Raw genomic sequence first — 26,732 nt, 5'->3', positions numbered from 1 at the left:
CCGCCAGTGTGACGGCTCACCGCTCCTCCCGCCCGCGCAGCAGCTCGGCCGGACCGCCCGCCCGCTCCCGGGCCGCGAGCACCGCCTCCGTACGGTCCCAGGAGGGGCCGGTCAGCAGCTCGCGGGCCTCGGCGGGGGCGCACAGGCGCCACTCCACCAGCTCCTCCTCCGGCAGCACGATCGCGTCCAGCTGCTCCGCCGTCACCGGGCCGCCGTCGTAGACGTACACGAGTACGGGCGTCTCGCCGTTGGTGTCCAGGGGCTGCCAGTCCAGCGCGAGCAGCTTCCCGGGCTCGACCCGCCAGCCCAACTCCTCCCGGACCTCCCGCCGCGCCGCCTCCCGGGGCGTCTCCCGGTCCGCCTCCACGCTGCCGCCGGGCAGCGTCCAGTGCGGCACCTCGCCGCGCGGGCCCTCCCACGGCTTCAGCCGTACGAGCAGGACGCGCCCGGCCGCGTCGGTGAACAGGGCGCGGGCCTTGGCGCGGATGCGCGGCCTGGTCGCGTAGAAGGTCTCGCGGTCGAGCGGGGGCGGTGGTGGCGGCGGTTCCTCGGCGGCGGGGCTCCCGAGGCCGGGCGCGGCGGCCAGCCCGAGGTACGGGGCGGCCGGCCCGGAGACCTCCGGCAGCTCCCGGGTGTGCCCGGCGGGCAGGCTGAGCTCCAGCTCCAGCGGCCCGGCCGCGCGCGGCGCCCGCAGACAGGCCAGCACCCGCCGGGAGAGCCCGGGCGGCAGCGCCCGGCCCGCGTCCTCGGCGTCCAGCCAGGCCCAGCCGCCCACCTCCGCCGCGTCCGGCCGCAGCGCCGCCACCTGCGCGTCGGTGAGCGGCTCGCCCCAGTAGACGTACGCCACGATCGGCTGCCCGCCGCCGAGCACCACCCAGTCCACACAGGCCAGCCCCGCCAGCCGCGGCGTGAACCCGAGCTCCTCCCGGATCTCCCGCAGCGCCGTCTCCCGCGGCGACCCGTCCTGCGGCTCCCACCCGCCCCCGGGGATCGCCACCGGATGCCGCCGGTCGTACGGCAACCGCGTCACCATCACCCGCCCGCGCCCGTCGGGAAACAGCACCCCTGCGGCTGCCAACAACCCTCGCCCGTCCACGTCGGTCCCCTTCGCGCTCACGTGCCGATGCTCCCGCCGGACGCCCGGCGGCTGCTCCGCCCTCGTCGGCCTCCACCCTTCCATCCCGGCTCCCCCTGGTGCTGCCCCGCGCCCCGACGCCTGGCCGCGCGGCGGCTGCTCCGTCCTCACTCGCCTCCGCCCTCACTCGCCTCCGCCCGTCCACGTCGGCCTCCCCGTCCGCGCGATCGAGTTCACCCGCCGATCCTTCCCCCGGGCGCCCCCCCCGATCACCTGCCGGGCCCCTGACTCGTCTTCGGGCGGGGCGGTCGGGCCGTGCGTGGGCCCGGTGTCGCGCCCGGTGGCCGCTGGAGGGGCGCCGTCTCGTCGTCCGGCGGGTGGTCGAATGGCGTAGGGCTTGCCGTTCGGGTGCGGTGGGTTTCGTTGCGGCCACACGCAGGGGGTGGGGTGCCTCATCCCCTCGCGGGGACCAGGCGGGCCGCCAGGTTGCGGGTGGCGAGGCCGAAGCGGGTGGAGGGGACGAGGAGGGCGGCCGAGAGCCGCAGGGCGCGCTGTTTGGGGGTGACGCGGGCGCGGTGGGTCTGCTCGTAGCGGCGCAACGCCTGCGCTGGGTCGCCGAGTCGGCTCGCCACGGCCTCCGCGAGGGTGTGGGCGCCGGCGATGGCGAGGCTGGAGCCCTCGCCGAGGAGGGAGAGGCAGGAGGCGGCGTCGCCGAGCAGACAGATCCGGCCCCGCGACCAGGAGGGGAGGTCGACCCGGCTGACCGAGTCGAAGTAGAGGTCCTCCGCCTCCCGCACCCGGTCGAGGAACTCCGGGACTCTCCAGCCGAGCCCCTGGTGGGACTCGATCACGATCCGGCGGTGCGCGGCGGTGTCGCGGTGGTCGATCGCGGCGCCGTCCGCCCGCCGGAAGATGAACGCGGCCATCGCCTCGCCGCGCGCGGGGTGCAGGGAGACCAGCCGGCCCGGCGTGTTGTGGAGCACCGCCGCCGTCGGGTCCTCGGCGGGCCCGCCGAGCGGGACGGTGGCGACGAGCAGGCCGGTCGGGCGGACGAACTCCCGTTCCGGGCCGAAGGCGAGCCTGCGCACCGTGGAGTGCAGCCCGTCGGCGCCGACCACCAGGTCGAACCGTCGTGGCGCGGACCGCTCGAAGGCGACGTCCACGCCGCCGTCGTCGGCGTGCAGGTCGGTCACGGTGTCGTCGAAGACGAACTCGGCGCTGTCGCGCGCCAGTTCCTGGAGTGCGGCGGCGAGGTCGGCGCGCGGCAGTTCCACCGCGCCGGGCTGGAGGGACATCGGCAGCCGGGCGGTCTCCCGGCCGGACGGGCCGAGCAGCCGCATCGTCCGTACGCCCGTGGCGAGTTCGCGCAGCCGGGGCAGCGCGCCCATCGCCTCCACCACGGGCAGCGCGGGCCCGCGGACGTCCACGGGGTTGCCGCTGGAGCGCGGCCCCCGGGACCGCTCCACCACGGTGACCCGTACGTCGTGCCGGGCCAGCCAGTACGCGAGGGTCGGCCCGGCGACGCCGGCTCCGACCACGAGGACGCTTCGTGAGGTCATGCCCCGACCATAAATGCACTCGGTGCAGTTTTGCAATGAGTGCAGATATGCACGGGGTGCGATACGGTACGGGCATGTCCCTACGCGACCGCAAGCGGGCCCGCACCCGCCAGGCCCTGATCGACGCCGCCGTCGAGCTGTTCGACCAGCGGGGCTACGACGGCACCACGGTCGCCGACATCGCCGCCGCCGCCGAGATCGGCACCCGCACCTTCTTCAGCTACTTCGCCAGCAAGGAGGAACTGCTCTTCCCGGACGCCGACGCCCGCGTCCAGGCGGTGGCCGAGGCGATCGCCGCCCGCTCGCCGCAGGACGGCCCCGCCGACGTGCTGCTCCGCGCGCTCGGCGCGGTCAGCGACGGGACGGACCTGGTCAGCCCGCTCGGCGCGCGGCGGCTGGAGCTGATCCGCACCGTCCCCGCCGTCCGGGGCCGCGCGCTGCAGATCCAGATGGACGCCCAGCAGGTGATCGCCCGGCAGCTCGCCGAGGCCTTCCCCGAGCAGCTCGACCCGGTGGCCGCCGCCGCCCTCACCGGCGCCTTCGTCGGCGCCGTCACCGGCGCGCTCCAGGTGCTGCTTGCCGAGCCCGTCACCGACCCGAAGGCCCTGGGCGCCGCGCTGCGCGCCGCCACCGACCTCGCCCTCGCGCCCTGGCGGGCACAGTAGGTTCGGGCTGCTCCAGGGTTCGGGCTACTCCAGGGAGGCCAGCGCCTGCGCCGCCGCCCGCGCCATCCGCTCGTCGTGGCGCCGGCTCGCGCCGCGCAGGCGGGCGCAGCCCTCGGCGGCGGCCAGGGCGAGCAGGCCCGGGAGGAGGTCGGTGCTGCGGGCGGCGAGCCAGCGGGTGCCCTGGGTGGCCATCCACCACAGGTCGGCGGCCCTGGTCGGCGGCGCCTCGGTGGGGGTGGCGGTCGGTGGCGGGCCGAGCGGGTGGCCGGCATCGGCGAGCAGGGTGTGGAACCGCCGGGCGATCAGGTGGTGGCCCTCGGTGCTGGGGTGGAGGCGGTCCACGCTGAGCAGGCGGCGCTCCGCGAGCCAGGGCAGGTCGGCGATGTGCAGGTGGACGGTCCGGTGGCGCTCGGTGAGCGCGTGCACCACCGTGTTCACGGCCCGCATCCGCCGGGCGAGCGGGCGGGTGAGCGGCGTCGGGAGGCCGAGCAGGGTGCCCGGGTCCGGCAGGCAGGCGGTGAGCACCACGGCGCCGTGCGCGGAGAGTTCGCCGAGGACCTCGTCCAGCTCCAGGGTGCTGCGTCGTATGTCGAACCCGGTGCGCAGGGTGTCGTTGCCGCCGACGACCACGGCCGCCAGCTGCGGCCGCAGGGCCAGGGCGGCAGGGAGTTGACGTTGCGTCAGATCACTGGTCAGGGCGCCGCTGCGCGCCAGGTTGGTGAACTCGACGTTCGTCCCGTCGCCGGTCAGTGCGGAGGCCAGGACGGCGGCCCAGCCGCGCCAGCCCTCGCCCGCAGGGTCCCCGACGCCCTCCGTCAGGGAGTCCCCGAGGGCGACGAAGCGTGAGAAGCCCGGCGCCCGCCGGTCCTCGTCCGCCGCCAGGTCACACCCGCTGTCGAGCAGGCTCATCCCAACTCCCGTCCGGGACCTCGCAGTTGTCCTCGACCGGCACCCGGTGCGCCGCCAGGAAGGCCGCCACCGCCGCCGGCCAGCCGTACCGCTCCGCCTGTGCTCGCGCGCCCGCCCGCCGCGCCGACTCGGGCCGCGCCAGCAACTCCCGTACGGCCGTGGCGAATCCGCCGCCCGTGTCGGGGGCCGCCAGCCCGGCGAGGCCGATCAGCCCCGGCAGGGCGGAGGAGCGGCTCACCACGACGGGCGTCCCGCAGGCCAGCGCCTCCATCGCCGCCAGCCCGAAGGTCTCCACCGGGCCCGGCGCCAGCACCACGTCCGCGCAGCCCAACAGCCGTGCCAGCGCCGCCCGTTCGGACAGGTGGCCGAGGAAGCGCACCGGCAGCCGCAGCCGGGCGGCGCGCTGCTCCAGCCGCGCCCGCAGCGGACCGGTGCCCGCCACCACCAGCACGGCCCGCCGGTTCCGGGCCCGCAGGGCGGCCAGCGCCTCCAGCGCGCGCTCGGGCCGCTTCTCCGCCGACAGTCGGGAGCAGAGCACCAGCAGCGTCTCCTCGGGCGCGGCGTACCGGGCCCGCTCCTCGGCCCGTACGTCCGGGGCCGGCGGCCGCATCGCGTCCAGGTCCACGCCGAGCGGGGCCCGGACGAGGTTCGGCGTCCCGAGGCGGCGGAACTCCGCCGCCGCCCAGTCGGTGGTGCACAGCACCGCGTCGTACTCCCGGGCCGTCGCCGCGTTCAGCCGGTCGGCGGCGAGGGCGGCCAGCGGGCGCGGCAGGCCCCAGGTGCGCAGGACCCCGGCGGCGCTCTCGTGCGAGACCATCACCGAGCGCACGCCGTGCCGACGGGCCCAGGCGCCCGTCCAGCGCAGCGTGGTGCGGTCGGAGACCTCCAGCCGGTCGGGGGAGAGGCGGGTGAGCTCGGCGGCGACGGCGGCCCGGTCGACGAGCAGCCGGTAGCCGCCGCTGGCGGGCAGCACCGGCCCGGGCAGGGTGACCACCAGCCCCTGGTCGGTCTCCTCCTCGCCGCGCCGCTCGCCGGGCACGATCAGCACCGGGCGGTGCCCCGCCGCCAGGTAGCCGGCGCCGAGGTGGCGCAGCGCGGTGCGCAGGCCCCCGGAGACGGGGGTGACGAAGTTGGCGAGCCGCACGATGGTCAGCGGCGCACCGGACGGCTCCGGGTTCATGCGGGCAGCTCCTCCGCCGTGGTGACCTGACCGTTCGCCGGCCGATCGCTCGTTTCGGCGAGGATCGCTGCGGCGGTGAGCGAATCCGCGGCGATCGAATCAGGGGCGATCGAATCCGCAGTGATCGAATCCACAGTGAGCGAACCGGCGGCGCGATGACCGTTCGACCCCGCATCGATCGTTTCGCCAACGATCGTTTCCGCCGCGACCACCTCGCTCGCGACGCCCGATGCCCTCCCGCTCTCCTCCAGCACCTCCGCGTAGTGCCCCAGCAGCAGGTCCCCGACCGCCTCCCAGGTCCGCGCCGTCACCTCGGCCCGCCCCGCCAGCCCGTACCGGGCCCGGCGCGCCGGATCGGCGGCCAGCTCGGCCACCGCCCGGGCGATCGCCGCGCCGTCCCTCGGCGGCACCAGCAGCCCCGTCCGGTGGTGGCCCACCAGGTCCAGCGGACCGCCCGCCGCCGGGCCGACCACCGCGACCCCGCTGGCCATCGCCTCCTGGATGGTCTGGCAGAACGTCTCCAGCGGCCCGGTGTGCACGAACACGTCCAGGGTGGCGAAACATCGCGCCAGCTCGTCCCCGGTGCGCCGCCCCAGGAACACCGCCCCCGGCATGGCCGCCTTCAGCCCGGGCGCGGAGGGTCCGTCCCCGATGACCACCACCCGCACCCCGGGCAGCGCCGAGGCCGCCGCCAGCAGGTCGACCCGCTTCTCCGGCGCCAGCCGCCCGACGTACCCGACCAGCACCTCCCCGCCCGGGGCGAGCGCCCGGTGCAGCGCCTCGTCCCGGTGCTCGGGGTGGAAGCGCGCCGAGTCCACCCCGCGCGGCCACAGCTGCACCCGGGGTACCCCGTGCGCGGTCAGGTCCTGCGCCGCCGGGGTGGACGGCGCCAGCGTCCGGGCGGCCGCCCGGTGCACGCTGCGGATGCGCCGCCACGCGGCGGCCTCGCCGAGCCCCCGCCCGGCCCGGTAGGCGTGCGCGTACCCGGCCAGGTCGGTCTGGTAGACGGCCACGGCGGGCACCCCGAGCCGCGCCGCGACCTGCATCCCGCGCGCGCCGAGCACGAACGGGCTGGCCAGGTGGACGATGTCCGGCCGGTGCCCCGCGATCGCGGCCGCCAGCTGCCGGCTCGGCAGCGCGATCCGCACCTGCGGGTACCCCGGCAGCGGCATCGACGGGATGCGCACCACGGGGATCTCGGCGGCCTCGGCCCCGCCCCCGAAGCTCTGCGGCGGGCAGTGGGCGCTCCGCGCGGGAGCCGGGGTGACGACGAGGGGCCGGTGGCCCCGGCGCACCAGGTGCTCGGCCGTCCGCAGCACGCTGTGGGCGACTCCGTTGACCTCGGGCGGAAAGGATTCGGTGACGATGACGACGCGCATGCCGAATTTCTGTCCACGCCCGGCGTGCACCCGGCCAAAGGGATCTGTCGCGCAAGCGAACGCGGGTCGGCGATTTGCACCGCCGACCCGCGCCGGGCCTCCACGGCCCCACCGGTCAGAGCGACCCGGCCGCCTCCTTGAGCTCCGCGTACGGGGCGAGCCTGCGGATCGACTCGATGCTCCGGAGGCAGTCGTCCTTGCTCTCCTGCGGATCGCCGGTCACCACGATCGTCCCGTTGCTCGCCTTCAGCCGGAACCGGTGCATCCCGCTCTCGTCCGTGTACAGCTCGAACTTCCCAGCCATGCCGCTGACAGCCTTTCCCTCGGGTGACCCCCTCGCACCGCACCGTAGGCGCGCGCCCCGGTGGCTGCCCGCCGAGTGGGCCATCCAGCGCACGCGGGGCCGGAGTTGCTCCGCCGGGGGCCGCGACGGCCACAGACCTGCCGACGCCCCGCACCCCCGTTCGCCCGACCGGCCCATCCCGGCACGCGCCCGGCCCGCCGCCCTGCTGAGCTGTGCCGGAAGCCCATGACCGACGGAGGCCCCCGTGGCGGACACCCCCACCTCGTACGCCGACCTGCGCGCCCTGGTGATCAACTGCACCCTCAAGCGCTCCCCGGAACGCAGCCACACCCAGGGCCTCATCGACGTCAGCACCGGCATCCTCCAACGCCAGGGCGTCGCCGTCGACGTCCTGCGCGCCGTGGACCTCGACATCGCCACGGGCGTCTGGCCGGACATGACCGAACACGGCTGGGAGACCGACGAATGGCCCGTCCTCTACTCCCAGGTCATGGCCGCCGACATCCTCACCCTCGCCGGCCCCATCTGGCTGGGGGACAACTCCTCCGTGATGAAGAAGGTGATCGAGCGGCTGTACGCCTGCTCGTCCATCCTCAACTCCGAGGGCCAGTATGCCTACTACGGCCGCGTCGGCGGCTGCCTGATCACCGGCAACGAGGACGGCGCCAAGCACTGCGCCATGAACGTCCTCTACAGCCTCCAGCACCTCGGCTACACCGTCCCGCCCCAGGCCGACGCCGGCTGGGTCGGCGAGGCCGGCCCCGGCCCCTCCTACCTCGACCCCGGCTCCGGCGGCCCCTCGAACGATTTCACGAACCGCAACACCACTTTTATGACCTGGAACCAGCTCCACCTCGCCCGCCTCCTCAAGGACGCCGGCGGCATCCCCGCCCACGGCAACCAGCGCTCCGCCTGGGACGCGGGCTGCCGCTTCGACTTCGAGAACCCCGAGCACCGCTGACACCTCCCGGTCCTCGGGAATCGGCGGACGGGCGGCCGGCCAAGCACGGAATGTCCGGGACGCGACGGCGCGGGAACCGGCGGCCGACCAGCCGGGGAAGTTCCCCCGTTGGCTCGAACTCGCCTTAACCGAACGTGAGTTGGGTCGCGACGGTGGATGCATGAAGACCTTGCGAGCCCTGACCGTCTCCGCCGCCGCCCTCGCCCTGACGGCGGCCACCGTCACCACTGCCGCTGCTGCCGAAGCACCCGCGATCAGCAGCACCATCTACCTCACCAACGCCGACAACAACGGAACCGTCGCCGCAGCCGCCGGCGACGTGATCCAGGTCGACCTGAGCGCCGTCCGCGAGACCCATGCCTCCTGGCTGTGGGTCGAGGTGCCGACCGCCTCGGTGCCGGGCGTCCTCTACCGGACCGCCGGTGCCACCTCCCCGACCGGTGACGCCTACGCGACCTTCACCGCCGTCGCCACCGGCACCAGCGACATCACGTCCTACTCGGTGTGCCGGTCGGATCCGGGCTGGTCCTGCCCCGCGGTCCTCCTCCCGTGGAAGGCCACCGTCAACGTCACGTGACCCGCGCCGCCCCGGCACGGCCCTCGGTGCCGGGCCGGGTCGGGGCAGGTCGGGTCGGGGCGGCGACCTCGTCATCGGCTTCCACGGCGACGTCGCCCCTGATCACCCCAACCCCACCCGCACCACTCCGCTCTCGTACGCGAACACCACCACCTGCACCCTGTCCCTCAATCCGAGCTTCTGCAGGATCCGCCCCAGGTGCGACTTCACCGTCGCCTCCGCCATGTACAGCGCCGCGGCGACCTCCGCGTTCGACAGCCCGCCCCCCACCTGCACGAGCACCTCCCGCTCCCGCGCGCTGAGCCGGGCCAGCAGCTCCGCGTGCCCGCCCCCTCGCACGCCGGGGATGTGGGGGCGGAGGTCCTCCAGGAGGCGGCGGGTGATGCGGGGGGACAGCACCGCGTCGCCCGCGGCGACGTTGCGGATCGCCGTGAGCAGCTCCTCCGGCCTGGTGTTCTTCAGCAGGAACCCTGAGGCCCCCGCCTGGAGCGCGGCGAAGGCGAGTTCGTCCAGGTCGAAGGTGGTCAGGATCAGGACCCGGCTCTCCGGGCAGGCCTTGACGAGCTGCCGCGTCGCCTCGATCCCGTCCGTTCCGGGCATCCGGATGTCCATGAGGACGACGTCGGGCCTCAACTCCCGCCCGAGGCGCACCGCTTCGGCCCCGTCGGAGGCCTCGCCGACGGGCGCCATGTCGGGCTGCGCCTCCAGGACGGTGCCGAAGGCCAGCCGCAGCAGCGCCTCGTCGTCGGCGATCAGGATGCGAATGGTCATACGGCGGCCCCGTCCAGCACCAGCCGCGTCCGGACCCCCCACCCGCCGTCCGGGAGCGGCCCGGCCCGCAGTGTCCCCCCGTACGCGGCCGAGCGTTCGCGCATGCCGGGGATGCCGTGGCCGGGGGTGACGTGGCCGGGGGTGACGGGAACGGACGGCTGGGGCCCGTCGTCGACGACGTCCACGCTCACCGCCCCACCCCCGCACCGGACGCGAACCGCGGCGCGCGTCCCCGCCGGCGTGTGCTTGAGCGCGTTCGTCAGCGACTCCTGCACCAGCCGGTACACCGTCAGCTGCGCCGTGGCGGGCACATGCCCGTAGCCCCCCTCGACCTCCACGGACGTCGGCAGCCCTGCGGCGCCCATCTGCTCGGCCAGCAAAGCCAGTTGGCCGATCCCGGGCAGCGGGTGGCGCCGTGCGTCCGGCTCCTCGGCCCGCAGGACGCCCAACGAGCGCCGCATGTCCGTCAGGGCCTGCCGCCCCGTCTCCGATATCTGGACCATCGCGGCGGTGGCCTTTTCGGGGGAGCGGTGCTGCGCGTACACGGCGGCATCGGTGAGCGCGACCATGACGGACAGGTTGTGGGTGACGATGTCGTGCATCTCCCGGGTGATCCGCGCCCGTTCCTCCGCGACGGCCAGCCGCGCCCGCTGCTCCCGTTCGTCCTCCAGCCGCGTGGCCCGCTCCTCCAGCGCGGCCAGGTAGGCGCGCGTGGTGCGCTGGTTGACACCGAGGACGGCGGCGGCCACCGTCGTCGCGGTGAGTGCGACGAACGGGGGCAGGAACGCGCCCTCCGTCGCCCACCGCAGGCAGGCCACGACCACCCCCGCCTCCACCACGGCCCCGGCGAGGAGCGCGCCACGCCGCCCCGTGTGCGCGGCGACCGCATGGAGGGCGACCAACAGGGCGACGTCGGCCGGGAGTTGGACGCCCACCAGCCACTGGGCGAGGGCCGCGCCCGCCACCGCGCCGAACACGGCGACGGGGGCCCGGCGCCGCCACGGCAGGGGCAGCGCGAGGGCGGTGGTGAGGGCCAGGGCCGCCGGGAGCTCGTGCGGCGCGCGGCTGGTGAGGACGTTCGCGAGCAGCAGCGCCAGCAGCAGCGCCGTCCAGTCCCACCGCATCCGCCACCGCGGCCTGCCCGCCTCGCCCATCACGCGCCCCTGCCCGTTCCCGTCGACTGCCGCCACGCTATGCCGCGGGCCCGCCCCGCACATGAGCCCACCGTCGGAGCGAACCGACCGGCCCTACGACCGCAGGAGGACCCCCACCACCTCCCCCGGTCGCAAAGAACCCGCCGCCGCGACGCGAAGCCCTGCCACCCCGGTCGCACCCGCCGCCGACCGGTGACCGATGCGGCGGCGCGGGCCCGGCGCCGAGCATGGCGGAGTGACCGAGAACATCGCGGGACTGCCCATGTCCCCCCTGGAGATCCTTGTCCTGCTGAGCGCCCTCGCCCTGGTGGTGGCGCGCTGGCTCCCCCCGGCCGCCCGCCCGCGCACCACGATCGCGGCGGGGGCGGTGCTCCTCCTCTCCCTGATCGTGCTGGCGGTGACGGGCCTGCGCTGGCAGGTGCTGCCGGTCCTCGCGGCCGCCGCCCTCGCCCTGCCGTTCGCGGCGTGCAGCCTCCTGCGCAGCCGTGCCCGGCGGGCCCGCTGGTGGCTGGCGCTGCCGGGGTCGCTGGCCTGCGCCGGGCTGATCGCCTCGGGGCCGGTGGCGGCCTGGGCCTTCCCCGTGCCCGTGTTCCCCGAGCCGACGGGGGCGTTCGCGGTCGGCACCCGCGTGCTGCAGTGGACGGACCCGCAGCGCCCCGAGACCTTCACCCCCGACCCGAGCGACCTGCGCACGGTCGTGGTCCAGCTCTGGTACCCGGCGCGGAGGAGCCCGGACGGCACGCCGCGGGCCCAGTACCTCGGGCGTACGGAGGCGGAGGCGCGCACCGTCTCGGCGGCCATGGCCGGGGGAGTGGGCCTGCCGGACTTCCTGGTCGACGGCGTCCCGCGCGCCCGCAGCCGATCGGTCTTCGACGCTCCCGTCGCGGCGGGCGGCGAGCGCTTCCCGGTGGTGCTGTTCTCGCCGGGCTCGGGTGGGGTGCGGACCCAGAACACCGCCTGGGCCGAGGAGTTGGCCAGCCACGGCTACGTGGTCGCCGCCCTCGACCACCCGTACGACTCGGCCGCCGTGGTCCTCGCCGACGGCCGGACGGTCACCACCGAGACGACCTCCAGCGGCGACGCGGCCAAGGACGAGGAGCTGGCGGCCGGCTGGACGGCCGTCCGGGCGGCCGACCTCGGCTTCGTCCTCGGACGGCTGGAGGCCCTCGACCGGGGCGAGAACGCCGACCCGCTGGCCGGGCGCCTGGACACCGGCCGCGCTGCGGTGGCCGGCCACTCGATGGGCGGGGCCGCCGCCCTCCAGGCGGCCCGGCAGGACGGGCGGTTCGCCGCCGTCATCGACCTGGACGGCTTCCCCCACGGGCCCGTCTCGCCCGCCCTCGGCCGGCCGGTGCTGGCGATGACCCAGGCCATCACCCCGGCCACCGACCCGCGCTACCTCCCCCGCCTCACCGAGGTGCTCGGGGCGGACACGGCGACGAGCTACCGGCTGACCGTCCCCGGCGCCGCCCATCTGACCTTCATGGACGGGCCCCTGTACCTGCCGCCGGTGCCCTCGATCGTCGGCACCCTGGGCCGCACCCGGAGCCCGCGCGTGGTCGCCGGGGCCTCCCTCGCCTTCCTGGACTCCGTCCTGCGCGGCGCCCCCGCCGACCCGGCCGCCGCGCTCGCGGCCTACGGCACCCTCACCGTCCACCACCCGACGGACGGCGCCCACTGATCAAGCACGTGTGCGCGGGAAGTCGGCCCCGCCGACTTCCCGCGCACAGGCGTAATCGGTGCCGGCCCTACTTCGTGGCGAACACGATGACGTACGCGGCCGCGACCCCCAGCACCGACAGCAGCAGGGTGGCGATCACCCCGAAGGCGAGCAGCGCCCCGACGCCGCCGAGCGCGTAGCGGCCGACGGTCTGCGCCGGGCTCGCCGGCGCCTCGGAACCGCTCTCGTCCCCGAACTCGCTCTCGGCCTCGTTCTCGTGTTGAACGGTCTGATCGGTCTGATCGGTCATGCCGGGAGGCTACCCGGCCCTCAGCCCTCGTCGCGCCGCCGCCCGGCCATCCACACGTAGACGAGGATCCCGGCGAACAGGAACAGCACGCCCTGGTACACGGCCGCGTAGCCCGCGCCCGCCAGGAGCCACAGCGAGAACGCGAACGCCCCGAGCCCGAGGACGGCGTCGCGCACCAGCCGCCCGCCGTCGACCTTCTCCCGCGAGCCGCGCACCAGCCAGAACAACTGGGCGGCGGTGGACAGCAGATAGGGGACGGTCGCGGTGAAGGTGGTGACCAGGACCAGCATGTCGAAGGCGCCCTTGGCCCCGCTGGCGAAGTTCAGCACCGTCAGCAGCGAGGCCAGCGCCACGGAGACCACCACGCCGAAGGTCGGCACCCCGCGCCGCTCCCTGGTGAAGGAGGCGGGGAACAACCCGTCCTTCGCGGCGGCGTACGGGGCCTGCGCGGCCAGCAGCGTCCAGCCGTTGAGCGCGCCGAGCATCGAGACGAGCGCGGCGACGGCGATCACCGTGCCGCCCCAGGTGCCGCCGAAGACGGCGTTCACGGCGTCCGAGAACGGCGCGGTGGAGTGGACGAGCGTGTCGTGCGCGACGGTCCCGAACACCGCGACGGTGCCCAGCAGGTAGACCACGGCCGCGCCGACGGTGCCCAGCACGCTGGCCCGGCCGACGTTGCGCTCCGGGTCGCGGACCTGCCCGGCGCTCATCGCGGCCGACTCGACGCCCAGGTAGCTGAACAGCAGGATCGCGGCGGCGGCGCTCATGCCGCCCGCCAGGCCCTGGCCGCTGGCGTCGAAGGGGCCGAGGTTCTTCGGGTCGAAGAAGAACAGCCCGCCCACCGCGACCAGCGCCAGCGGGATGAACTTCAGGACGGTGGAGACGAGTTGGACGGCCCCGACGTATCGGGTGCCGGCCAGGTTGGCCAGGGCGGGCAGCCACTGGAAGGCCAGGGCGACGGCGATCTCGGTGACCGGGTGGTCGCCGATCGGCACCAGCACCCCCAGGTAGCCGACGGCGGCGACCGCGAGCGCCGCGTTGCTGACCCAGGTGGTGATCCAGTACGACCAGGCGGAGAGGAACCCGGCGAAGTCGCCGAAGGCCTCGCGGGCGTAGACGTACGGGCCGCCGGTGCGCGGGTTGCGCCGGGCCAGCTGCCCGAAGACCAGGGCGAGCGCGATCGCGCCGACGGTGAGGACGGCGAAGGCGACCAGGCTGAGCGTGCCGAAGGGCGCCACGGCGGCGGGGATCATGAAGATGCCGCCGCCGATGATGTTGCCCATGACCAGCGCGGTCGCCGTCGCCAGCCCGAACCGGCCCGACCCGCCCGACCCGCCGGAGCGGCCGGACTGTTCCGGTGCGGGGGCGATCACAGGCGGCGCGGTCGCCTGCCGGGGTGCGGCCGGGCTGGTCTGCATGAGGGTGCTGCGCCTTTCGTGGTGCCGCCCCCGCGAGGGTGCTCGCGGGGGCGGCCGGGTCGTGCGCGCTCGGTGGAGCGACCGCTCATGCTCGGATGTGTCGCCTTTGCGCACCAAATCGCCGGGATTCGTTCGGTTCGCCCGCCCTGTGACCGTAAGACTTACGGCCGCACCCGCGTCGGACGGGCACACGTGCGGCACCCCATGACGCATGCCCCCGAACGTACGAGGCCGTTGCGCCGAGCGGGGGAGATGCCTCACCCGAATGGGCCGTCCCGGTTGCGGCGGCACCCCGCCCGCGCGGGTTCGTGTGCCAACCTTGGCGCGGCGCCCCCCGGTGGGGGCGTCGCGCTGTCCGTAGCCGGGGCCAACAGGCCTGTTGCGGACGGTGGTTGAGACCTAGTGACCAAGCAGAGGACCACAGATGTCGCTTCGTGGGAACATCCGCAAGCTCGCCGTCATCGTCGCCGTGGCCGGCGCCGTCGTCTCGGTTCCGACCTCGGCCATGGCCGGTGGCTTCGGGCCGCACCAGTCGTCGGGCGCGAGCCTGGAGTCCGGCTCCGCGGGCGTCGGCCTCTTCGGCCCGCACGCCCAGTGGCTCAACGCCGCCGAGCACAGCGAGAGCGACTGCGGCTGCTGACCTCGCCACACCCCTGGAACACCCGTGTCACCCCGAGCCCGGGGGCCGTTCACCGGCCGCCGGGCTCGCCGCCGTCCGGGCGTCGGCGTCGGCCTCGGCGTCGGCGCGCGAGAGCCGCCCAGGCCACCACATGTGCCGGTCCAGGTCCATGGTCAGCGCCGTGACCAGCACCGACCGCACCACCAGCGTGTCCAGCAGCACCCCCAGCGCCACCGCGAACCCGATCTCGGCGAAGGCCACCAGCGGCAGCGTCCCCAGCACGGCGAAGGTGCTGGCGAGGATCAGCCCGGCCGAGGTGATCACGCCCCCGGTCGCCGACAGCCCGGTCAGCGCGCCCTGCCGGGTGCCGTGCTGGGCGGACTCCTCCCGTACGCGCGTCATCAGGAAGATGTTGTAGTCGATCCCCAGCGCGACCAGGAACACGAAGACGAACAGCGGGAACGCCTGGTCCTGCCCCTGGAAGTGGAAGACGTGCGCGAAGAAGAACGCGCTGATCCCCAGCGCCGCCGCGTACGAGAGCAGCACCGTCGCGATCAGCACCAGCGGGGCGGTGACGGCCCGCAGCAGCACCGCGAGGATCAGCAGCACCACACCCAGCACCAACGGGATGATCGCCCGGTTGTCGTTGGCCGCCGCCCGCCCGGCGTCCAGGATGACGGCCGTGTCGCCGCCCACCTTCGCCTCCGCGCCCGGCACGGCGTGCACGGCGGTGCGCAGCCGGTCGACGGTGGCCTTGGCGGCGCTGCTGTCCGGCGGGTCGGTGAGCGTGGCGTGGAACAGCGCCCGGCCGTCCCGTACGACCGGGGGCGAGGCGGCCGCCACCCCGGCGGTGGACTGCGTGGCGGCCTGGACGGCGGGCGCCCCGGCCGCCGAGGAGACGACGGTGAGCGGCGAGCCCGTCCCGCCGGGGAAGTGCTGCTCCAGCACCTGCTGGCCGACCACCGAGTCCGGCTTGCCGGTGAACGACCCGGCGGTGCTGATCCCACCGGCGTTCAGCGAGACCAGACCGGCGCAGCAGGCCGCCAGCGCCAGCGCCGTCCCGACCCACACCTTGCGCGGCCGCCGGGCGATCCACGCCCCGACGTGCGCCCACCGCCCGCTGCGGGTCGGCTCCGGCGTGCCGTACGCGGGCCTGACCGGCCAGAACACCCAGCGCCCGACGATCACCAGCAGCGCGGGCAGCAGGGTCAGCATGGCCAGCAGGGCGACGACCACGCCGATCGCCAGCACCGGGCCGAGGCCCCGGGTGGAGTTCATCTCGGCGACGAGCAGGCAGAGCATCGAGGCGACGACCGTCGCGGAGGAGGCGAGGACGGCGGGCCCGGCCCGGTGCAGGGCGAAGGCCATCGCCTCGTGCCGGTCCTCGTGCCGTCTCAGCTCCTCCCGGTAGCGGGCGGTGAGCAGCAGGGCGTAGTCCGTCCCCGCGCCGAGCACCAGGACGATGAGGATGCCGGCGCTCTGCGCGTTGACGGTCAGCCCGGCGTGCTCGGCCAGCAGGTAGATGAACGCCTCGGCGACGGTGAGCGCCCCGGCGGCGGAGAGCAGCGGCAGCAGCCACAGCACGGGGCTGCGGTAGGTGAGCAGCAGCAGGACGATGACCACGCTGACGGTGGCGGCGAGCAGCGAGCCGTCGATGCCCGCGAAGGCCTTGGCCTGGTCGGCGGCGACCCCGCCGGGGCCGGTGACGTGCGTGGTCAGGCCGAGGCCGTTCGCGGTGGCGGTGCCGCGGATGGACTCGACGGCGGGCTTGAGGTCGTTCCAGCCGTTGCTGCCGACGTCGATCGGCACGACGGTCTGCATCGCCTGCCCGTCGGCGGAGACGACGGGCCCGACCACCGGGCCGGCCACGCGCGGGACGGAGGCGAAGGTGACGGCCTCCCGGGCGGCCTCCGCCCGGTCGGCGGGGGTGATGCCGGAGGTGCGCTGGTAGACGACGACGGCCTGGGCGGTGTCCACCGGCTGGAAGGCGCGCTGTTCGTTGAGCACCTGGGTGGACTCGGCGTTGCCCGGCAGCCAGCTGGAGGCCTGGTTGTCCTCGGCGCCCGTCAGCTTCCCGGCCAGCGGGCCGAGGGCGAGGAGCAGCACCAGCCACAGGGCGAGCACCACCCACTTGCTGCGGCGCCCGCAGGGCAGCGAGGCGAGTTTCCGGGTCGGGGACACAGAGGACACCCCCAGAGAGGCAGTGACTCGTTCCACCCTCCCACCGCCGGGCGCGATCGGCAGCCGCAGAGAACGCGGGCCGGACCAGGACGTCAGACCAGGACGTCAGACCAGGACGGCGGCCCGCTCCCGCAGCTCCTTGAGCACGGTGATGTCCATCGCGTGCCCGGTGCCGTCCCCGCCGTGCTTGCGGTCGGGCGTCTCGACGAGCAGCGGCACCCCGGCCGTCTCCGGGTGCTCGAACAGCTCCCGGAACGGCTCGGCGCCGATCATCCCGGCGCCGATGTTGGCGTGCCGGTCCTTGCGGGCGCCGACGGCGTCCTCCGAGTCGTTGGCGTGGATCAGCCGCAGCCGTCCGGTCCCGGCCGCCGAGGCGAGGGCGTCCAGCGCCGCCGTCACCCCGCCGGGGACGGCCAGGTCGTGCCCGGCGGCGAAGGCGTGGCAGGTGTCCAGGCAGACGCCCACCTTCGGGTGCCCGTCCAGCGCCTCGACGTACTCGGCGAGCTCCTCCATCCGCGAGCACAGCGAGCTGCCCTGACCGGCGGTCGGCTCCAGCAGCAGCCAGGGCGCGTCGTCCCCGAGCGCGTCCAGCTCGTCCAGCAGCGGGCGGACGTCCGCGCGCACCTGGGCCATCGCCTCGGCCCGGCGCGAGCCGCCGCCGGGGGCGGTGCCGACGGCCGAGCCGGTGTGCAGCACCACGCCCAGCGCGCCGATCCTGTGCCCCCGGTGCAGCGAGTGGCGCAGGGAGTCGGCGGAGCGCTCGCGGGTGGCGGGGTTGTCCGAGCCGAAGTTGATCAGGTACGGCGCGTGCACCCAGGCCGGTACGGCCCGCTCGGCGCAGAGCCGGCGGAACTCCTCGTCCTGCGCCGGGTTCCCCGGGGGCGTCGCCCAGCCGCGCGGGTTGGCCACGAACACCTGCACCGTCTCGGCGCCGACGGCGCTCGCGTACGCCAGCCCGGTACCGGCGAGGCCCTTGGCGGCCACCGGGACGTGCGCCCCGATCGGGTTGCGGAGGGCGGCGGCGGGCGGTACGGACGCGGTGCTCATGCCTCCGAGCATGTCACGGCCCCGGCGGTGCCCCTCAACCACCCGGACGACGCGAATCGCCGACGCCCCGTCAGTCCCGCAGCCCAAGCCTGGTGGCGGCCCCACCCGGCCGCCCATAGCGTCGACTCGGCCGCACCCACCGGCCGTCACCACTCGATCACACGGCGTCCACGACGAGCCTCGCCGGAAAGAACAGGTCACCACTCATGCCCACGCGCCGGGTCCACCACCTCGCCGCGGCCACCGCCGCCGCCACCGCCCTGACCACCGTCCTCGCCACCCTCGCCGCAGCGGCCCCCGCCCCGGCCGCCGACAGCGGCCCCGTGCACCTCGTCCACCACCTCGTCCACCCCGGCGAGTCGATCCAGCGGGCCGTCGACGCGGCCGCCCCCGGCGACACCGTCCAGGTCCTGCCCGGCACGTACCCCGGCAGCGTGCGCATCACCACGCCCGGCCTCACCCTGCGCGGCTCGGGCCCGGCCAGCGAGATCGTCCCCGGCGACGGCACGGAGAACGCCTGCGCCGCCGCCGGGCACGGCCTCTGCGTGGTCGGCACCGAGGCGGCCCCGCTCGAAGGGCTCACCGTCGAGTCGATCGGCGTGCGCGGGTTCCGCAAGAACGGCATCGACATCACCGGAACCACCGGCATGGCCGTGCGCGCCAACTCCGTTCAGGGCAACGGCGAGCAGGGCATCAGCCAGGAGGTCTCGACCAAGGCCTCCATCGTCGGCAACGACGTCCACGGCAACGGCCAGTCCGGCGTCTTCCTCGCCAACTACGTCAACCGCAAGGCGGGCGCCCCGGTCATCGGCACGGTGGTGGCGGGCAACAAGCTCTCCGACAACCGGGTCGGCGTCACCGTGCGCCGGCTGCGCGGCCTGAGCATCGAGGGCAACGACATCCGGGCCAACTGCGGCGGCGTGTTCGTCGTCGGCGACGAGGACGTCCCGAGGGCCGGCGACCTCGACGTCACCCGCAACACGGTCGTCGCCAACAACAAGTACTGCGCGCCCAATCCGCGGCTCGGTGCGATCCAGGGCGCCGGCGTCGTCCTCACCGGCGTGGACGCGGCCCGGGTGACCGACAACGAGATCCGCGACAACGTCGGCTCCTCGGACTTCTCCGGCGGCATCGTCCTCTTCAAGAGCGTCGTCGGCATGCCCAACACCAACAACGCGATCACCGGCAACCGCCTGAGCGGCAACGCCCCGGCCGACCTCGCCGACCGCGACACCGGCACCGACAACTCCTTCCTCCGCAACGAGTGCTCGGTCTCCGAGCCGTCCGGCCACTGCTGACACCACGGACCCAAGGACCCGCTATGACCACCGCCCCCGCCACCCCGCAGGCCGCGATGCGGCTGCGCGAGATCGTCTTCGGCGCCGCCTGCGCCGCGGCCGTCCGCGCCGCCGCCCGCCTCGGTGTCGCCGACGCCCTCGGCGACACCCCGACCACCGTCGAGGACCTCGCCGCCGCCCTCGACACCGAACCCCGCGCCCTGCGCCGCCTGCTGCGCGCCCTCACCTGCTACGGCATCTTCGCCGAGACCTCCGGCGAGCGCTTCGAGCACACCGAGATGTCCCGCCTGCTGCGCGAGGACGCCCCCAACTCCCTGCGCTACATCTCCCTCTGGTGCACCGAGCCCTGGACGTGGGAGGCCTGGCCGATGCTGGACGAGGCCGTCCGCTCCGGCCGCAACGTCTTCCCCGAGCTGTTCGGCAAGGAGTTCTTCGACTACCTGCACAGCGACGGCGGCGACTCCGCGAAGGTCTTCGACAAGGCGATGACCACCTCCAGCCGCCAGTCCGCCCGCGACTTCGCCGACTACCTCGACCTCACCGGCGTCGACTCGGTGGTGGACATCGGCGGCGGCCAGGGCCACGTGCTGGCCAGCCTGCTGGAGAAGCACCCCGCGCTGCACGGCACCCTGCTCGACCTGCCCAAGGTCGTCGCCGGGGCCGACGCCAGGCTCCAGCAGGGCGGCGCCTTCGCGGACCGCGCCCGCCTGGTGCCCGGCGACTGCCGGGTGGACATCCCGGTGGACGCCGACCTCTACATCATCAAGAACATCCTGGAGTGGGACGACGGCAGCACCCGCCGCACCCTCGCCAACGTCGTCCGCGCCGCCCGGCCCGGCGCCCGGGTGGTGGTCGTGGAGAACCTCGTCGACAACAGCCCCTCCATGCGGTTCACCACCGCGATGGACCTCATGCTGATGCTCAACGTCGGCGGCGCCAAGCACTCCGAGGAGAGCATGGTCGGCCTGATGGACGAGGCCGGCCTCGCCGTCTCCGCCGTCCGCCCGGTCAACCCCTACCTGCACGCCTTCGAGGCCGTCGTCCGCTGACGTCCGGTACGGCCGCCGCTCACCCGCGTGGGAGCGGCGGCCGTACCGTGCGTTCGGGCGCCCGGCTGCTCCGGTTGAACAGGACGATCGAGACGACGATGACGGCGAACCCGCCCGCCTCCGCGAGGGTCGGCCGCTGGCCCAGCATCGGCCAGGCGATCAGCGCCGCCACGATCGGCACCCCGTAGAAGTACGAGGCGACCCGGTCCGCGCTCTCCGAGCGCATCAGCACGAACAGCAGGCTGAGCGCGCCCATCGAGACGCCGACCGCCATCCACAGCTCCGACAGGACGAACTGCCTGGTCCAGTGCACGACCCCGGTCTCGAAGGCCAGCGCGCCGGCGAGCATGACGACGGCCGAGGAGCCGGACTGCAGGACGCCGTTGAGCAGCGGATGCGTGCCGGGGTTCTTCAGCTGGTAGTAGAACTGCCCGGTGGAGAGCCCCGCCAGCCCGAGGAACCCGAAGGCCACGTTGGTCGCGGTCAGCCCGGAGGCGGAGGCCAGCCCCTGGTAGACGGTGAGGGCGACCCCGAGCAGCCCGCCGACCAGCGCCACCACCGACAGCGGCCGGACCTTGCGGGCGGTGGCCACGGAGACCATCAGCCAGACCAGGATCGGCTGGAGCGCGATGATCAGCGCCGAGACCGCGGGCGTCATCCCGTAGTACAGCGCGTAGAACACCCCGGTGGAGAACACCCCCTGGAGCAGCACCCCGCTGAGCGCGAGGTGCACGTACGCCGAGCGGGTGCGCGGCCACGGGATTCGCAGGCACAGGACGAGGGCGAGCAGCACGAGCGCCGTGCCGCCGAAGCGGATGGTCAGATAGGTGAAGGGCTCCGCGTACGGAAGGCCGTACCGGCCGCCGACGAAGCCCGACCCGTAGACGGCGACGAAGGCCAGCGCGATCAGCGTGACCCTGAGGTTCCCCCTCCGCCCCGCCGCGGGCGCCCGCCCGCCTCGACCGCCGTCCACACCAGCCCCCTGAGATCCGACTGTTCGAGCCCCGACAGTCTGCCACCGGTGATCATCCGTCAAGCGGAGCGGGCGTCAGGGAGTTGATGTGAACTCCACCACTCAGGACCGGCGGGAGGACTGGAGGTGGGCGAAGACCACCACGTTGTCCAGGTAGTCCCGCTTCTTCTTGTCGTACGCGCCGCCGCAGGTGATCAGCCGCAGCTGGGCGTCCGGGGTCTTTCCGTACACCTTCTGGTCGGGGAAGGCGTTCTTGGCGTACGTCTCCACCGCGTCCACGGCGAAGACCGCGACGGTGCCGTCCGCGCGGCCCACCTCGACGAGGGAGCCGGGGACGAGGAGGCTCAGCAGCAGGAAGACGGCCGGGCCCTTGGTGGTGTCCACGTGGCCGGCGACCACGGCGCTGCCGCGCTCGCCCGGGGTGACGCCGTCGCGGTACCAGCCGACGAGGTTCTTGTCCTCCGGCGGCGGGGCGTTCAGCTGCCCGGTCGCGTCGAGGGTCAGTTCGGTGAACGGCGCGTCCACCGCGATCTGCGGGATGCGCAGCCGCGTCGGCACGGCGCGCTTGAGCGCGGGTGCGGCGGGGGCTGCCGGGGCGGCGGGTGCCGCGGGGGTGGCAAGGGTGGCCGTGGAGACGGCCGCCGGGGGAGCGGCGGGGGCCGCCGTCGGGTCGGTGTCCTGGGAGGTGTCCACCGAGTTGTAGATCAGCAGCAGCCCGACCGCTGCCGCGCCCATCCCGGCGCGCAGCAGCCGGGGCGTTCCGGGGCCGGGACCGGCCATCGTTCACCCTTTCCGGCGGGGGGAGGCCCGCCGCCCCCGTCGCGCCCCGAGGCCGGGGCGCCCGGAGGCGGCGGAGGTGTGGGGGTCTCAGGCCACGGCGCCGGAGGTACGGCGGCCGCGGCGCAGCGCGAACGCGCCGGCCCCGAGGCCGCCGAGCAGCAGCACCGCGCCGGAGGCGAGGCCGCCGCCGGACAGCACCAGGCCGCCGCCGCCGGTGTGCACGCCGCCGTGCGGGGCCTTGTGCTCCTCCTCGCGGCCCTCGGAGCCCTTCGACTCGTAGCCCTTGGACTCCGTGCCCTTGGACTCGGAGCCCTTGGACTCGGCCTTGTGCTCGGAGGCGCCCTTGTGCTCGTCGGTGGTGGACGCGCCGCCGGCCTTCTTGTCGTCGGCGCCCTTGGCGGCGTCGGGCTTGTCCTGCTTCTCCTGCCAGGTGAGGTTCTTGCCCTGGTCCGAGGAGCCGTCGGCGAAGGCCAGGGGAGTGCCGACGGTCAGGACGGCGGCGACGGCCGCTCCGGCGAGCAGCGTGCGTGCAGAACGCATGAGGATGATCCTTCCGGCGCGATGGCCGCGACCGCCGGCTTGGTGCCGGGCAAGGGGACTCGCGGGAGAGGGCGCCTGATCCACCGTCATCCACCGTGCGGCCCGCTGCCACCGGAGCGTGGCAGTCCGTGTACGGTGCGTGGTCCCTTCGGGTGGAGTCCCGGGCGTGTTCACCCGGGTGCCCCGGCGATCCGGGTGAACGGCGTGTGGCGGACGCGGACATGGGCCCGCCCCCGGCGTCGGCCGGGGGCGGGCCCATGGGGGAGACGGCGCTCAGCGGTCCCAGCGGTCTCAGCGGTCCCAGCGGTAGAACTCGCGCGCCATCGCGTCCTTCGGCTCCCGCCAGGTCGCCGGGTCGTACGCCTGGACGTACGCGGTGAGCCGGTCGCTGACCGAGCGGAACTCCGGGTGCCCGGCGACCTGGGCGACGGCCGGGCCCGGCGGGCGGTCGGCCTCGATCAGGTGCAGGTAGACGTCGCCGAACTGGAAGAGGCTGCGCCCGGTGACGCCGATCAGGTGCGGCAGTTCGCCGCGGTCGGAGTCGGCGAACACCTCGGCGATGTCCGGCGCCGCCTCCGGCTTCATCCGGGCGACGATCAGGGCCCGGTGCACCCTGCTCATCTGGGAGGTGCTCACAGTTCGACCGCCTTCTTCTCGACCTTCTCGCGGATCAGCTGCATCTGGATGCGGGAGTTGCGGTTGATGTGGTTGACCATGCCCTCGTCGTCCACCGGCGCGGTGGGCTTCATCGCGAAGTCCTGGATCCAGCGCATCCGCGTCCCGGCCGGGACCTCGGCGTACTCCCAGCGGATCTCCATGAACTCGAACGGGCCCGGCTCGACCCGGCGGGCGCGCACGGCCAGCGAGGCCCGGTCGGTGGTGCGCTCGGAGACCCAGCTCCACACCTTGCCGTTCTCGTCCGGGTGCATGGTGAGCCGGAAGCGCACGCTGTCGCCCTCGCGCTCCAGCACCTCCACCGAGGCGTACTCGCTGAAGAGGTCCGGCCAGTTCTCCAGGTCGTTGGTGATCTCCCAGACCAGGTCGACGGGGGCGTTGATGACGATCTCGTTGTCGGTGTGTCCGGGCATCTCAGGCGCCTGCCTTCACGGAGGAGTTGACGAGCTGGAGGAACTCGGAGGGGGTCTTGGCGGACTCGGCGCCGGCGATGACCTTGAAGCCCTTGCTGTTCTCCAACTCGCCGACCACGCCGAGCAGTCCGAGCGAGTCGACGCCGAAGTCGTCGAACTGGGCGCCGGGTTGTTCGAGGTCGGCGGGGGCGACGGTGACGCCGGCCCGGGCCTGGATCAGGGCCGCCAGCTCGGGGTAGCCGATGGTGTTGCTCACGGGGTGTCCCTTCGGGGAGGTGGTGGGGTCACCGGTCGCCGCGCCGGAGCACCAGCGCGGAGTTGGAGCCCATCAGGCCGCGGCTGAGCACCAGCGCGGTGCGCAGCTCGGCCGGCCGGGCCCGGTCGGTGACCAGGGCGAGGTCGTGGCAGACCTCGGTGACGTTCGGGGTGGGCGGCAGCACGCCGTCCTCCATGGCCAGCACGGCCGCCACGACGTCCAGCACCGGCGCGCCGCAGTAGGCGCGCCCCGTACCGGACTTGGGCGCGGTGACGGGCACCCGGTCGGCGGCCGGGCCGAGCGCGTCCGCCAGGGCGAGCACCTCCGCCCGGTCGGCGTCCGGCACGCCCATCGCGTCCGCGAAGACCACGTCGATCTCCTCGGGCGCGAGCCGGGCCTCGTCCAGCGCGATGCGGATCGCGGCCGCGAGGCCCTCGCGCGAGCGCTCCCAGCGGGAGGCCCCGGTGAAGGTGGTGCCGTGCCCGGCGAGATGCGCCCGGACGAGCGCGCCGCGCCGGCGGGCCGCCTGCTCGTCCTCCAGCAGCAGCATCGCCCCGCCCTCGGCGGGGGCGAAGCCGCAGGCCTGCGCGGTGAAGGGCAGGTAGGCGCTCTCCGGCCGCTCGGCCAGGCTGAGTTCGGGGTAGCCGAGCTGGCAGACCATCGAGTACGGCGCCAGCGGGGCCTCGGCGGCTCCGGCGACCACCGCGTCCGCACCGCGCTCGACGGTGCGGGCGGCGTGCGCGAGCGCGTCCAGGCCGCCCGCCTCGTCGCTGGCGACGACGGCGCAGGGGCCCTTGTAGCCGCCGCGGATGGAGATCTGGCCGGTGCTGGCCGCGTAGAACCAGGCGATGGACTGGTACGGGCCGACGAACCTCGGCCCCTGGCCCCAGAGCTGCTGCAGCTCGCGCTGGCCGAACTCGCCGCCGCCGGAGCCCGCCGCCGTCACCACGCCGACGGCGTACGGGTCCTGGGCGTCGGGCGTGAAGCGGGCGTCGGAGACGGCCAGGTCGGCGGCGGCCATCGCGTAGTGCGTGAACCGGTCGGTCTGCACCAGGTAGCGGCTGTCGATGACGGCCTGGGGGTCGAAGTCCCGTACCTGGCCGGCGATCCGGAGCGGCATGTCGGTGCAGCCGTCCCGCGATATCCGGTCGAGGACGCTCACGCCCTGCCTGGTGGCCTTCCAGAAGGCGTCGGCCCCGACACCGTTCGGCGCCACCACGCCCAGGCCGGTGACCACGGCCCGGCGGCCCTGTCGACGTGACGTCATGTGGAGATCACCCCGTTCTGTTGAGCACGACGGCGGACTGGAAGCCGCCGAATCCGCTGCCGACGGAGAGGATGTTTCTCAGCGGCAGCTCGCGCGCGGTGCGCGGCACGTAGTCGAGGTCGCACTCCGGGTCCGGAGTCTCGTAGTTGGCGGTCGGCGGCACCACGCCGTGCGCGAGCGCCAGGGTGCAGGCGACGACCTCCAGGGCGCCGATGGCGCCGAGGGAGTGCCCGACCATCGACTTGATCGAGCTCATCGGCGTTCCGTAGGCGTGGTCGCCGAGCGAGCGCTTGACGGCGGCGGTCTCGTGCCGGTCGTTCTGCTTGGTGCCCGAGCCGTGCGCGTTGACGTAGTCCACGTCCGCGCGGTCGGTGCGGGCGTGGGCGAGGGCGTGGTCGATGGCCCGGGACATCTCCAGGCCCTCGGTGGTGAGGCCGGTCATGTGGTAGGCGTTGCCGAAGGTGGCGAAGCCGCCGATCTCGCCGTAGATCCGGGCGCCGCGCCGGCGGGCGTGCTCCAGCTCCTCCAGCACCAGGACGGCGCCGCCCTCGCCGAGGACGAAGCCGTCGCGGTGGGCGTCGAAGGGGCGGGAGGCGTGCTCCGGGTCGTCGTTGCGCTCGCTGGTGGCCTTGATGGCGTCGAAGCAGGCGACGGTGATCGGCGAGATCGGGGAGTCGGAGGCGCCGGCCACGCAGACGTCGGCGCGCCCCTCCTCGACGGCCTGGAAGGCGTAGCCGATCGCGTCCAGGCCCGAGGTGCAGCCGGTGGAGACGGTCTGCACCGGGCCCTGGGCGCCGACGCGTTCGGCGACGGCGGAGGCCAGGGTGCTGGGGGCGAAGGCCCGGTGGAGCTGGGGCTCGGCCCGGGTGTGGTCCACGTCCCAGCGGGCGCCGTGCGCGCTGACCAGCGCGTAGTCGTGCTCCAGCCGGGTGGTGCCGCCGACGGCCGTGCCGAGGGAGACACCGACCCGCCACGGGTCCTCGGTGGCGAGGTCCAGGCCGGAGTCGGCGATCGCCTCGTCGGCCGCGACCATCGCGAACTGCACGTACCGGTCGGCCCGTTGGACCTCGCGCGTGCCCAGGCCGTGTGCCGCCGGGTCGAAGTCGACCTCGGCGGCGATCCGGGAGCGGAACCCGGTGGGGTCGAAGAGCGTGATGCCCCGGGTGGCGGTGCGGCCGGAGGTGAGGAGGTCCCAGAACGCCGGGACGCCGACCCCGCCGGGCGCGACCACGCCGATCCCGGTGACGGCGACCCGCCGGGTCACTTGGCCACCTTGGCCGGTTCCGGCGGGCCGGAGGCGGCGGAGTCCTCGGCGGTCTCGGTGCTGACGTGGCCGAGGTCGGGGCGCGGGGCCAGCGGCCCGCAGTGGAAGACCATCCGGGCCTCGGTGCGCCCGACGTTGCGGAAGCGGTGGCGCATGTTGATCGGGATCATCAGCGCCTGGTCGGGCCCGAGCCTGCTGGTCACCCCGTCGAGGTCCACCTCCAGGTCGCCGCTGACGACGAACACGAACTCCTCGGAGTACGGGTGGTAGTGCTCCCTGATCCGCTCCCCGGGCCTGATGATGGCCAGGCCCATGAAGCCGCTGGTCGCCCCGCAGCTGGGCGGGGTGAGCATGGTGCGCAGCTCGGCGCCGTGGCGGCGGTTCTCCGGGGCCTCGTCGAGGTTGACGATCCGTGGGTACTGCGTGGTCATGGTCTGCTTCCTTCGGT

Annotated in this window: 27 protein-coding genes and 1 pseudogene; 7 read left to right on the top strand and 21 right to left on the bottom strand. The window is 74.6% G+C overall.

Annotation, left to right across the window (positions count from 1 at the left end; translation table 11 throughout):
* Positions 1 to 16: 16 nt before the first annotated feature.
* Both ACIRRS_RS19960 and ACIRRS_RS19955 read right to left on the bottom strand, forming a co-directional pair.
* Positions 17 to 1,117, bottom strand: a complete 1,101-nt coding sequence (locus ACIRRS_RS19960; RefSeq protein ID WP_402972351.1) for an NUDIX hydrolase — start codon at positions 1,115 to 1,117, stop codon at positions 17 to 19.
* A 410-nt stretch (positions 1,118 to 1,527) separates the two neighbouring features.
* Positions 1,528 to 2,634, bottom strand: coding sequence for an FAD-dependent oxidoreductase (locus ACIRRS_RS19955; protein WP_402972349.1), 1,107 nt, complete (start codon positions 2,632 to 2,634; stop codon positions 1,528 to 1,530).
* A 74-nt stretch (positions 2,635 to 2,708) separates the two neighbouring features.
* Here ACIRRS_RS19955 and ACIRRS_RS19950 point away from each other — a divergent pair, with 74 nt between their 5' ends.
* Positions 2,709 to 3,299: a TetR/AcrR family transcriptional regulator gene (locus ACIRRS_RS19950; protein ID WP_402972347.1), complete on the top strand. Its 591-nt coding sequence runs from the start codon at positions 2,709 to 2,711 to the stop codon at positions 3,297 to 3,299.
* A 24-nt stretch (positions 3,300 to 3,323) separates the two neighbouring features.
* Here the strand turns inward: ACIRRS_RS19950 and ACIRRS_RS19945 are convergent, their stop codons facing one another.
* The 4 genes and pseudogenes from ACIRRS_RS19945 to ACIRRS_RS19930 all read right to left on the bottom strand — a co-directional run bounded on the left by ACIRRS_RS19945 (position 3,324) and on the right by ACIRRS_RS19930 (position 7,071).
* The gene (locus tag ACIRRS_RS19945) at positions 3,324 to 4,208 is read right to left on the bottom strand and encodes an SGNH/GDSL hydrolase family protein (RefSeq protein ID WP_402972345.1); all 885 of its coding nucleotides are present in this window, start codon (positions 4,206 to 4,208) and stop codon (positions 3,324 to 3,326) included.
* Entirely contained in the window at positions 4,183 to 5,388 is a 1,206-nt protein-coding gene (locus tag ACIRRS_RS19940; protein ID WP_402972343.1) for a glycosyltransferase, read from the bottom strand. The genes ACIRRS_RS19945 and ACIRRS_RS19940 overlap by 26 nt, the downstream gene beginning before the upstream one ends.
* A gap of 248 nt (positions 5,389 to 5,636) precedes the next feature.
* Positions 5,637 to 6,767 (bottom strand): annotated as a pseudogene (locus tag ACIRRS_RS19935) (glycosyltransferase family 4 protein); the annotation flags it as partial.
* A 115-nt stretch (positions 6,768 to 6,882) separates the two neighbouring features.
* Positions 6,883 to 7,071, bottom strand: coding sequence for a YegP family protein (locus tag ACIRRS_RS19930; RefSeq protein WP_402972341.1), 189 nt, complete (start codon positions 7,069 to 7,071; stop codon positions 6,883 to 6,885).
* 244 nt (positions 7,072 to 7,315) lie between these two features.
* On the opposite strand from ACIRRS_RS19930, the gene ACIRRS_RS19925 reads away from it, so the two are divergent.
* Complete coding sequence (locus ACIRRS_RS19925; RefSeq protein ID WP_402972339.1) at positions 7,316 to 8,032, top strand: flavodoxin family protein; 717 nt, start codon at positions 7,316 to 7,318, stop codon at positions 8,030 to 8,032.
* Between the two features lie 160 nt (positions 8,033 to 8,192).
* Complete coding sequence (locus tag ACIRRS_RS19920) at positions 8,193 to 8,609, top strand: hypothetical protein (RefSeq protein WP_402972337.1); 417 nt, start codon at positions 8,193 to 8,195, stop codon at positions 8,607 to 8,609.
* 102 nt (positions 8,610 to 8,711) lie between these two features.
* Here the strand turns inward: ACIRRS_RS19920 and ACIRRS_RS19915 are convergent, their stop codons facing one another.
* Positions 8,712 to 9,380 (bottom strand): response regulator, encoded by a 669-nt coding sequence (locus ACIRRS_RS19915; protein WP_402972336.1) that lies wholly within the window; start codon positions 9,378 to 9,380, stop codon positions 8,712 to 8,714.
* A complete protein-coding gene (locus tag ACIRRS_RS19910) occupies positions 9,377 to 10,534 on the bottom strand; it encodes a sensor histidine kinase (RefSeq protein WP_402972326.1) in 1,158 nt (385 codons plus the stop codon). The genes ACIRRS_RS19915 and ACIRRS_RS19910 overlap by 4 nt, the downstream gene beginning before the upstream one ends.
* Positions 10,535 to 10,769: 235 nt before the next feature.
* On the opposite strand from ACIRRS_RS19910, the gene ACIRRS_RS19905 reads away from it, so the two are divergent.
* A complete protein-coding gene (locus tag ACIRRS_RS19905) occupies positions 10,770 to 12,215 on the top strand; it encodes an alpha/beta hydrolase family protein (RefSeq protein ID WP_402972318.1) in 1,446 nt (481 codons plus the stop codon).
* Between the two features lie 67 nt (positions 12,216 to 12,282).
* Here the strand turns inward: ACIRRS_RS19905 and ACIRRS_RS19900 are convergent, their stop codons facing one another.
* Both ACIRRS_RS19900 and ACIRRS_RS19895 read right to left on the bottom strand, forming a co-directional pair.
* Entirely contained in the window at positions 12,283 to 12,504 is a 222-nt protein-coding gene (locus ACIRRS_RS19900; RefSeq protein WP_402972316.1) for a hypothetical protein, read from the bottom strand.
* Positions 12,505 to 12,524: 20 nt separating this feature from the next.
* On the bottom strand, positions 12,525 to 13,922 hold the full coding sequence (locus ACIRRS_RS19895) for an amino acid permease (RefSeq protein ID WP_402972315.1): 1,398 nt from the start codon (positions 13,920 to 13,922) through the stop codon (positions 12,525 to 12,527).
* 424 nt (positions 13,923 to 14,346) lie between these two features.
* On the opposite strand from ACIRRS_RS19895, the gene ACIRRS_RS19890 reads away from it, so the two are divergent.
* Positions 14,347 to 14,562, top strand: coding sequence for a hypothetical protein (locus ACIRRS_RS19890; RefSeq protein WP_402972313.1), 216 nt, complete (start codon positions 14,347 to 14,349; stop codon positions 14,560 to 14,562).
* A gap of 27 nt (positions 14,563 to 14,589) precedes the next feature.
* On the opposite strand, the gene ACIRRS_RS19885 is transcribed toward ACIRRS_RS19890, so the two are convergent.
* Together ACIRRS_RS19885 and ACIRRS_RS19880 are read right to left on the bottom strand one after the other, a co-directional pair.
* Positions 14,590 to 16,722, bottom strand: coding sequence for an MMPL family transporter (locus tag ACIRRS_RS19885; protein ID WP_402972311.1), 2,133 nt, complete (start codon positions 16,720 to 16,722; stop codon positions 14,590 to 14,592).
* 105 nt (positions 16,723 to 16,827) lie between these two features.
* On the bottom strand, positions 16,828 to 17,769 hold the full coding sequence (locus ACIRRS_RS19880; RefSeq protein ID WP_402972309.1) for a deoxyribonuclease IV: 942 nt from the start codon (positions 17,767 to 17,769) through the stop codon (positions 16,828 to 16,830).
* A gap of 206 nt (positions 17,770 to 17,975) precedes the next feature.
* On the opposite strand from ACIRRS_RS19880, the gene ACIRRS_RS19875 reads away from it, so the two are divergent.
* Entirely contained in the window at positions 17,976 to 19,067 is a 1,092-nt protein-coding gene (locus ACIRRS_RS19875) for a nitrous oxide reductase family maturation protein NosD (protein WP_402972307.1), read from the top strand.
* A gap of 23 nt (positions 19,068 to 19,090) precedes the next feature.
* Positions 19,091 to 20,116: a methyltransferase gene (locus tag ACIRRS_RS19870; protein ID WP_402972306.1), complete on the top strand. Its 1,026-nt coding sequence runs from the start codon at positions 19,091 to 19,093 to the stop codon at positions 20,114 to 20,116.
* Positions 20,117 to 20,135: 19 nt separating this feature from the next.
* On the opposite strand, the gene ACIRRS_RS19865 is transcribed toward ACIRRS_RS19870, so the two are convergent.
* The 9 genes from ACIRRS_RS19865 to ACIRRS_RS19825 all read right to left on the bottom strand — a co-directional run bounded on the left by ACIRRS_RS19865 (position 20,136) and on the right by ACIRRS_RS19825 (position 26,715).
* The gene (locus tag ACIRRS_RS19865) at positions 20,136 to 21,089 is read right to left on the bottom strand and encodes a DMT family transporter (RefSeq protein ID WP_402972304.1); all 954 of its coding nucleotides are present in this window, start codon (positions 21,087 to 21,089) and stop codon (positions 20,136 to 20,138) included.
* 102 nt (positions 21,090 to 21,191) lie between these two features.
* Positions 21,192 to 21,869: a class F sortase gene (locus ACIRRS_RS19860; RefSeq protein ID WP_402972302.1), complete on the bottom strand. Its 678-nt coding sequence runs from the start codon at positions 21,867 to 21,869 to the stop codon at positions 21,192 to 21,194.
* Between the two features lie 87 nt (positions 21,870 to 21,956).
* The gene (locus tag ACIRRS_RS19855) at positions 21,957 to 22,409 is read right to left on the bottom strand and encodes a hypothetical protein (protein ID WP_402972300.1); all 453 of its coding nucleotides are present in this window, start codon (positions 22,407 to 22,409) and stop codon (positions 21,957 to 21,959) included.
* 291 nt (positions 22,410 to 22,700) lie between these two features.
* On the bottom strand, positions 22,701 to 23,021 hold the full coding sequence (locus ACIRRS_RS19850; RefSeq protein WP_402972519.1) for a TcmI family type II polyketide cyclase: 321 nt from the start codon (positions 23,019 to 23,021) through the stop codon (positions 22,701 to 22,703).
* A 20-nt stretch (positions 23,022 to 23,041) separates the two neighbouring features.
* Entirely contained in the window at positions 23,042 to 23,497 is a 456-nt protein-coding gene (locus ACIRRS_RS19845) for an SRPBCC family protein (protein ID WP_402972298.1), read from the bottom strand.
* Between the two features lies 1 nt (position 23,498).
* Complete coding sequence (locus tag ACIRRS_RS19840) at positions 23,499 to 23,753, bottom strand: acyl carrier protein (RefSeq protein WP_402972297.1); 255 nt, start codon at positions 23,751 to 23,753, stop codon at positions 23,499 to 23,501.
* A 28-nt stretch (positions 23,754 to 23,781) separates the two neighbouring features.
* Positions 23,782 to 25,020 carry a ketosynthase chain-length factor gene (locus ACIRRS_RS19835; protein ID WP_402972295.1) on the bottom strand — a complete coding sequence of 413 codons (1,239 nt, stop codon included), beginning with the start codon at positions 25,018 to 25,020 and terminating at the stop codon, positions 23,782 to 23,784.
* A 7-nt stretch (positions 25,021 to 25,027) separates the two neighbouring features.
* On the bottom strand, positions 25,028 to 26,284 hold the full coding sequence (locus ACIRRS_RS19830) for a beta-ketoacyl-[acyl-carrier-protein] synthase family protein (protein ID WP_402972293.1): 1,257 nt from the start codon (positions 26,282 to 26,284) through the stop codon (positions 25,028 to 25,030).
* Complete coding sequence (locus tag ACIRRS_RS19825) at positions 26,281 to 26,715, bottom strand: cupin domain-containing protein (RefSeq protein WP_402972292.1); 435 nt, start codon at positions 26,713 to 26,715, stop codon at positions 26,281 to 26,283. The genes ACIRRS_RS19830 and ACIRRS_RS19825 overlap by 4 nt, the downstream gene beginning before the upstream one ends.
* Between the last annotated feature and the right edge of the window lie 17 nt (positions 26,716 to 26,732).

The organism is Kitasatospora sp. NPDC101183, assembly GCF_044767945.1.
Lineage (GTDB): Bacteria > Actinomycetota > Actinomycetes > Streptomycetales > Streptomycetaceae > Kitasatospora.
Note: the sequence above shows the minus strand (reverse complement) of the source record. Positions and strands in the feature narration are given on the sequence as shown.

Coding starts and splice junctions, on each gene's coding strand:
- ACIRRS_RS19945 (WP_402972345.1), bottom strand. CDS start 4,208: ATGAGCCTGCTCGACAGCGGGTGTGACCTGGCGGCGGACGAGGACCGG.
- ACIRRS_RS19955 (WP_402972349.1), bottom strand. CDS start 2,634: ATGACCTCACGAAGCGTCCTCGTGGTCGGAGCCGGCGTCGCCGGGCCG.
- ACIRRS_RS19845 (WP_402972298.1), bottom strand. CDS start 23,497: ATGCCCGGACACACCGACAACGAGATCGTCATCAACGCCCCCGTCGAC.
- ACIRRS_RS19890 (WP_402972313.1), top strand. CDS start 14,347: ATGTCGCTTCGTGGGAACATCCGCAAGCTCGCCGTCATCGTCGCCGTG.
- ACIRRS_RS19950 (WP_402972347.1), top strand. CDS start 2,709: ATGTCCCTACGCGACCGCAAGCGGGCCCGCACCCGCCAGGCCCTGATC.
- ACIRRS_RS19875 (WP_402972307.1), top strand. CDS start 17,976: ATGCCCACGCGCCGGGTCCACCACCTCGCCGCGGCCACCGCCGCCGCC.
- ACIRRS_RS19940 (WP_402972343.1), bottom strand. CDS start 5,388: ATGAACCCGGAGCCGTCCGGTGCGCCGCTGACCATCGTGCGGCTCGCC.
- ACIRRS_RS19920 (WP_402972337.1), top strand. CDS start 8,193: ATGAAGACCTTGCGAGCCCTGACCGTCTCCGCCGCCGCCCTCGCCCTG.
- ACIRRS_RS19870 (WP_402972306.1), top strand. CDS start 19,091: ATGACCACCGCCCCCGCCACCCCGCAGGCCGCGATGCGGCTGCGCGAG.
- ACIRRS_RS19860 (WP_402972302.1), bottom strand. CDS start 21,869: ATGGCCGGTCCCGGCCCCGGAACGCCCCGGCTGCTGCGCGCCGGGATG.
- ACIRRS_RS19835 (WP_402972295.1), bottom strand. CDS start 25,020: ATGACGTCACGTCGACAGGGCCGCCGGGCCGTGGTCACCGGCCTGGGC.
- ACIRRS_RS19895 (WP_402972315.1), bottom strand. CDS start 13,922: ATGCAGACCAGCCCGGCCGCACCCCGGCAGGCGACCGCGCCGCCTGTG.
- ACIRRS_RS19915 (WP_402972336.1), bottom strand. CDS start 9,380: ATGACCATTCGCATCCTGATCGCCGACGACGAGGCGCTGCTGCGGCTG.
- ACIRRS_RS19880 (WP_402972309.1), bottom strand. CDS start 17,769: ATGAGCACCGCGTCCGTACCGCCCGCCGCCGCCCTCCGCAACCCGATC.
- ACIRRS_RS19900 (WP_402972316.1), bottom strand. CDS start 12,504: ATGACCGATCAGACCGATCAGACCGTTCAACACGAGAACGAGGCCGAG.
- ACIRRS_RS19930 (WP_402972341.1), bottom strand. CDS start 7,071: ATGGCTGGGAAGTTCGAGCTGTACACGGACGAGAGCGGGATGCACCGG.
- ACIRRS_RS19825 (WP_402972292.1), bottom strand. CDS start 26,715: ATGACCACGCAGTACCCACGGATCGTCAACCTCGACGAGGCCCCGGAG.
- ACIRRS_RS19855 (WP_402972300.1), bottom strand. CDS start 22,409: ATGCGTTCTGCACGCACGCTGCTCGCCGGAGCGGCCGTCGCCGCCGTC.
- ACIRRS_RS19910 (WP_402972326.1), bottom strand. CDS start 10,534: ATGGGCGAGGCGGGCAGGCCGCGGTGGCGGATGCGGTGGGACTGGACG.